General features: G+C 49.3%; 6 protein-coding genes. 1 reads left to right on the plus strand and 5 read right to left on the minus strand.

The window, feature by feature from the left end:
- Positions 1-12 precede the first annotated feature (12 nt).
- The gene (locus PLD04_15180) at positions 13-162 is read left to right on the plus strand and encodes a DUF4870 domain-containing protein (GenBank protein HXK69668.1); all 150 of its coding nucleotides are present in this window, start codon (positions 13-15) and stop codon (positions 160-162) included.
- Between the two features lie 85 nt (positions 163-247).
- Here PLD04_15180 and PLD04_15185 read toward each other — a convergent pair whose 3' ends face one another.
- From PLD04_15185 to PLD04_15205, 5 genes are all read right to left on the minus strand, one after another.
- On the minus strand, positions 248-583 hold the full coding sequence (locus tag PLD04_15185) for an acetyl-CoA carboxylase biotin carboxyl carrier protein subunit (GenBank protein ID HXK69669.1): 336 nt from the start codon (positions 581-583) through the stop codon (positions 248-250).
- A gap of 3 nt (positions 584-586) precedes the next feature.
- Complete coding sequence (locus PLD04_15190) at positions 587-2,134, minus strand: acyl-CoA carboxylase subunit beta (protein ID HXK69670.1); 1,548 nt, start codon at positions 2,132-2,134, stop codon at positions 587-589.
- A 168-nt stretch (positions 2,135-2,302) separates the two neighbouring features.
- The gene (locus PLD04_15195) at positions 2,303-2,695 is read right to left on the minus strand and encodes a hypothetical protein (protein ID HXK69671.1); all 393 of its coding nucleotides are present in this window, start codon (positions 2,693-2,695) and stop codon (positions 2,303-2,305) included.
- Between the two features lie 191 nt (positions 2,696-2,886).
- Complete coding sequence (locus PLD04_15200) at positions 2,887-3,537, minus strand: hypothetical protein (protein HXK69672.1); 651 nt, start codon at positions 3,535-3,537, stop codon at positions 2,887-2,889.
- A 12-nt stretch (positions 3,538-3,549) separates the two neighbouring features.
- Positions 3,550-3,986, minus strand: a 437-nt coding sequence (locus tag PLD04_15205; protein HXK69673.1) for a hypothetical protein, incomplete at its 5' end; no start/stop codon positions are given.

Genomic DNA, 3,986 nt, shown 5'->3' on the forward strand with positions numbered 1-3,986 from the left:
ATTGCTGCCATCATCTGCATCCCGCTCATCTTTGTCTGTATTGGAATTCCCCTGATGATTCTCGTCGGCCTGGCCGCGATCATCTTCTGCATCATTGGAGGCGTCAAGGCCTACGACGGCACGCTTTACCGTTATCCGTGGGCGCTCAGGCTGATTAAGTAATTTTACTCGCTCAAACCGTTCTGAATTTCCTGCGGGAGCCGGATGAGGTCCGGCTCCCGTTTTCTTTTATCGTCTGCGGATAAGGTTACGGGGCATGCTCGTGAAGGTCCAGTTCGATCAGCAGATGTCCTTTGGGGACAACATCTCCGGGTGAAACGTGAACCGTCCGGACCGTTCCTGAGACCGCAGCGGTCAAATCGTTTTGCATCTTCATCGCTTCGAGAACCAGGAGGCTTTCACCGCGGGCGACCTTCTGGCCCGGCTGAACGCGAAGATCACAGATGACACCGGGAATATGGGCCCGGATCTCCGACGGGCAGGGTCTCGCGTAGGGTTGACGGGAAAGAAATTTCTTCGTCAACCGGGTTTCATAGGTGGTGTCCTCAAGCTTCAGAGTTCGAAGGTCGATATCGTTTTTCATGGCTCAATTGGGAGGCACGCCATGTTTCTTCAGGGGCCTCCATTCCTGCTTCTGCCCCGAGATCTCAATGGCGCGAATCAGAAAATCCCTCGTCTCGTCTCTGCGGATGATGGCATCCACGTGGCCGTTGGCCGCCGCGATATACGGGTTCGCAAACTTACATTTGTATTCGTCCACCATCTTCAGCCTCGTGGCCTCCGGGTCTTCCGCTTCGGAGATCTCCTTCCTGAAAATAATGTTTGCGGCCCCTTCCGGCCCCATGACCGCAATCTCCGCCATCGGCCATGCAAAGACGAAGTCGGCCCCCAGGTGACGGGAACACATGGCGATGTATCCTCCGCCGTAGGCTTTCCGAAGGATAATCGTGACCTTGGGAACCGTGGCCTCGCTGTAGGCAAAGAGGACTTTGGCACCGTGGCGAATAACCCCGGCATGTTCCTGATCGACACCGGGTAGGTAGCCCGGGAGATCGACGAAGGTGACCAGAGGGATATGAAAGGCATCGCAGAATCGGATGAATCGTGCCGCCTTGTCGGAGGAATCCACATCGAGAACCCCGGCCAGGACCAGGGGCTGGTTGGCGACGATCCCCACGGTCTCTCCGCTGAGGCGGGCAAATCCCACGACAATGTTCGCCGCCCAGTATTCCTGGATCTCCAGAAAGTCGGAGTCGTCGCAGACGGCCCGGATGACTTCCCGGACATCGTAAGGCTTTCTTGGTTCGAGGGGTACGATTTCATTCAGGTCGTAATGCGGTTTGGGAGGCTTGGGGGGGAAACGGTCCGCCTTTTTCCGCGAGTTCCAGGGAATAAAGGAAACCAGGCGCTTGACCATCGCAAAGCATTCCTGCTCGGTTTCTGCATAAAAATGAGCGTTTCCGGAGGTTTCCGCCTGGACCTTTGCGCCTCCCAGCTCTTCCATCGTGATTTCCTCACCCAGAACGGTCTTGATGACTTCAGGACCGGTGATAAACATCTTGGTGATCTTATCCACCACAAAGACGAAATCGGTCAGGGCGGGGGAGTAGACCGCGCCTCCCGCACATGGCCCTAAAACGATGGAAATCTGGGGAACGGCTCCCGATGCCAGTGTGTTTCGGAAGAAAATCTCCCCGTAGCCGGCGAGGGAGTTGACACCCTCCTGGATCCGGGCTCCACCGGAGTCGTTGATGCCGATGATGGGAATTCCCAGCTTGATGGCGTGGTCCATGATCTTGGTAATCTTTCGGGCGTGCATCAACCCCAGAGATCCTCCTGCCACGGTGAAGTCCTGGGCGTAAATGCAGACCGGATGGCCCTCGATCTTTCCCGTTCCCGTAATGACCCCGTCCCCCGGAAGCTGCTTCTTGTCCATTCCAAAGTCTGAACACTTATGCTCTACAAACATGTCGTATTCATGAAAGCTGTCGTCGTCCAGGATCGTCATGATCCGCTCCCTGGCCAGAAGCTTCCCCATGGATACCTGCTTCTGCGCAGCCTGGGGTCCACCTCCCTGGATCAGCGATTCCTTTTTCTTTAACAGTTCCCGGGTCTTTTCATCCTCCGACCGCATAGTCACCTCCCTGAATGAAGAACAGGCGGGGGTCCGCCTGCATCGTGCATCGTATTTGTGATCCTCCTCCGTGCCGTCGCACGCCAAAATTATACCACCATCGGAATTATGTCACCCACCACCCATCGTTAAATCAGGGCATCGTATCCAATCTCGTCAAGAAACGGGTTATGGAAAATTCCCCCCATCTTCTTCAGGTGCAGATGGGGAATCGGCTCCGTTCACGTTGCCTGTTTGTCTTCGTTGTCTGAAGTGGAAAATTATTTCCGCTGTAATCCACAAAACAGTGAAGACCCCTGCTGTAATCAAAAAGAAATGGTTCCAGTGAAAATAGTGGGTATACAGATCATCCTTCCCGGCCGTGACACCCCATTTTTCTTCCAGCTGGCGCAGTTGAACCCTGGTGAGATAGCTATAAAAAACCATCGTGATGGTATCGATATAGACAATGATGATAAACCCTCTGATTTTTTGAATCCATGTCAACCGGGGAAAGAAATCTTTCCACACGCGGTAAAGGAGAATTTCCATATAGCGTTTACGGCGTTCTTCCCTGTCCATTCCTCACCTCATCGTAAAGGCCAACAGAGGCATCCGACTCTTTCAAAGCAGACAGCAAGAGACTCGAAGAAATGCACCACCCCAGTTGCGCCAGCATTTTACCCTCATCCACTGAAAACCCCGTCATCCCGAGTAACAATTCACGTTCTGGTTCCACTTCATGCCTCATAATGGTTGATTCCGGTTTTAATTTAATTTCTTTCCTCACTTTTGGAACGGAGAAAACTTTTTAAATATGCAAGATCTTGATCAGAGATGTTGAGAAGTCCTTCCTTTTGGAGCTGCATTATTCTTTGAACCTGGTCATTGAATGAATCCTGCTGAGATTTATCCCCATCCATAATTTTTTCAGCCTGTTTTACAAGTGATTTGACAGCGACTTCACCGTATGTTTCTGGTGGAACCAGCCAGGTATGGATTAAAACGAGTCGATCAGCATATTCAGGCTGGTGAAATCGTCTGATCAGGTGAGCTTCCATAATTAATAATTCCCAAGCCTGATTAATTCTTTTTTTCCTATTAGGATTTATCATATTCTTTACTGCATTCCACCAGGGTAAATGAGAAGATTCGGTTTGGGAAGTTTTATTGTATAGACGGATGTAATGCTCAATGATGCATTTTTGAATTTCATCTGGAAGTTCACTACCTGGTGCATTTTGGAAATCTTCATAATATACTGGGTAATCGCTCAAATTACTCAATAGTTTAAATTGAGCATCAAGGTCCTGCCCATCCAAAATACTCTGCACTTCCGTTAGGGTCAGATTTGAATGGAGTATTGGATTACCAGCCAATAAAAGAAAGCTTAGCGTTAAAAACATTTTTTTGTATTGGTCCATAGTATCGTCCTGTCAGTATATAATCTCATCACAATTTGGAACATCGGGCGGACATCCATTATTATCCCCTGGATCGACTTGATTCTGGCAATCTCCCTTAAATTGAGAAACAAAATTATCACGACATTTCCGGATACAATCTGGCACAGGATTGGAAAAAGCATCATAAACACTCTTGACGGCTTTTGTAGCACCTAAGACCATGTTATATAAAGGAAATAATGGCATTGAGAAAATTGCGCCAGCTATTGCGGCATCTTTGAAACAACAGTTTTCGCAAGCTATATAACAATCAGATCTAGCAGTTTCATTACAGTTATCGGTACCCCAAAAAACATAATCACAAATGGTATATTTCTCCCTGGTTACGCGAACACAGTCCTCCAATCCAAACGGATCAAAGAAATAGTTCGGATTGTTAGAAAATGCCACATATCTATTATTTGTTC

Source organism: Thermoanaerobaculia bacterium, assembly GCA_035593605.1.
GTDB lineage: Bacteria > Acidobacteriota > Thermoanaerobaculia > UBA2201 > DAOSWS01 > DAOSWS01.